The organism is Paracoccus alkanivorans, from assembly GCF_003697785.1.
Taxonomy (GTDB): Bacteria; Pseudomonadota; Alphaproteobacteria; order Rhodobacterales; family Rhodobacteraceae; genus Paracoccus; species Paracoccus alkanivorans.
The window spans coordinates 1-2,198 of sequence record NZ_QOKZ01000032.1; the positions used below are offsets into that span (position 1 = coordinate 1).

At 64.6% G+C, this 2,198-nt stretch carries 1 protein-coding gene; it reads left to right on the forward strand.

Annotated elements, in window-relative coordinates; translation table 11 throughout:
• Positions 1–2,198 (forward strand): non-ribosomal peptide synthetase (locus tag C9E81_RS22565; RefSeq protein WP_122114596.1); only part of this gene is annotated, 2,198 nt, incomplete at both ends.

The window sequence follows — 2,198 nt, forward strand, 5'->3', positions numbered from 1 at the left end:
CGCCGACCGCCACGCCCGCTTCGATCTCGAAAACGATCCCCCGATCCGCGCAACGCTCATCAGGGAAAACAACCGTAAACACGATATCGCAATAACAACTCATCATATCGCTATCGATGGATGGTCCCTGCCGGTTTTCCTGGACGAATTGTTCACCCTTTACGATGCGCCGGGTGAGGAACTGCCGCATGTCACTCCCTATGCCGAGTATATCCGCTGGACCGCGTCGCGCCCCGAAACCGGCAGCACCGGGTTCTGGCGCGATCAGTTCGAGGGCCTGGAGGAGCCCACACTGGTCGCTCCCGACGCCACCGACCATGCCGCGGGCACGGTTCTGTCACGCCGGCTGGACAGGGACGCGACAATCCGGCTGAGCAACCGTGCCCGTAATCTGGGTGTCACACTGAATGCACTAATCCAATCCGCCTGGGCACTCTACCTGTCGCGCCGCACCGGTCAGCGCGACATCATCTTCGGCACGACGGTCTCGGGCCGTTCGGCCGACCTGCCGGGGGTCGAGCGCATGGTCGGCCTGTTCATCAACACACTGCCGCTGCGACTGCGGCCCGACCCCTCGTTGAGTGCCTCCGAATTCCTGCGCCAGGCCCATGACAGCCTGTCGGCGATCCTCGAGCATCAGCATGTGCCGCTAAGCACGCTGCAGCGCATCGCGGGGCATGACCGGTTGTTCGACACGCTGACCGTGTTCGAGAACTATCCCGCGGGTCCAGCCGATGGCGATGCCGGGGACGCGACCCTGACCGTCGAAAGGCATAGCCAGCACGGCGGGGACGCCACTCATTACCCGATGGGACTTGCCGCCGTTCCGGGTGAGACGCTGAAACTGACACTCAGCTATCGCAGCGATCTGTTCGGCACCAAAGAAGCACGCCGGGTGCTGGATAATGTCGAGGCCATACTGTTCGCCCTTGCGGATCATGCCGACATGAAGCTGGGCCGGATCGGCCTCATGGATACCACTGAAACGGATGAAATGCTTGATATCCTGCACGGGGGCGATCGTTCACGCGAGGATCGGAGCCTTCCCGGGCTGGTCCGCGATGCGGCTCGGCGGGTGCCCGGCGCAACAGCGCTGATTTGCGGCGAGACGCGGCTGGATTATGCCGGGCTGGAACGCGACAGCGCGGCTCTTGCCCGGCGTCTGGTCGGGGCGGGTGTCCGGCGCGGGCAGATCGTCGCAATGCTGCTGCCACGCGGTATTCCCGCGATCACCGCCCTGCTGGCGATCATGCGGGCTCGAGCGGTCTACCTGCCGCTGGACCCGGCCTATCCGCAGGACCGCATCACTTCGGTTCTGGCCGATGCCGCGCCGGTACTGGTCGTGACCGACCGGCAGAACGCGGCGCTGGCCCCGCACCACCCCCATTTGCTGATGGATGGGGAAGCTCCGGTATCCGCAGCCAACGATCCGCTGATCCTGCCCCGGGCATCCGATCCGGCCTATCTGATCTATACCTCCGGGTCCACCGGCCGGCCCAAAGGGGTGCCGCTGTCTCATGGCGCTGCCGTGAACGCGATTCTGTCGCGAGCCGAACGTTATCCGCTCCCCGAGGTTTCGCTGTTGCTGCCCTCGCTGGCGTTCGATGCTTCGCTGGGGGTAATCTTCGGCGCACTTGCCAGCGGATCGGCACTGATCCTGCCTGAGCCAGGCATTGAGAAACAGCCCGTCGAATTGGCCCGGCTGATCGAACGGCACGGCATTCGCGAATGGATCAGCGGACCCGGCCTTTGGCGTGCCGTGCTGGACGAGGACGGCGCCGATCTGAGCAGCCTGAGGACTGTGGTTCTGGGCGGTGAGGCCATCCCTGCCTCGCTGGTCGCCGCGCATGAGCAGTCGATGACGGCCGCGCTATGGAACGAATACGGCCCGACCGAGGCCGCGATCTGGTGCGCTTCGGCATTGGTGATCAAGGACGGGACGCGCCTGAATCTGATCGGACGACCGATCAGCAACATGCAATTCCTGATCCTCGACGCATCTCTCCATCCTGTTCCTGTCGGTGTTGTTGGCGAGTTGTACATTGCCGGTGCGGGGCTGGCGCAGGGCTATCTGAACCGGCCCGATCTCACCGCCGAGCGCTTCCTCGCCAATCCCTTCAGCCCCGGGCAGCGCATGTATCGCTCCGGCGACCTGGCCCGGTGGCGCGAGGACGGACAGGTCGAGTTCATCGGCCGCG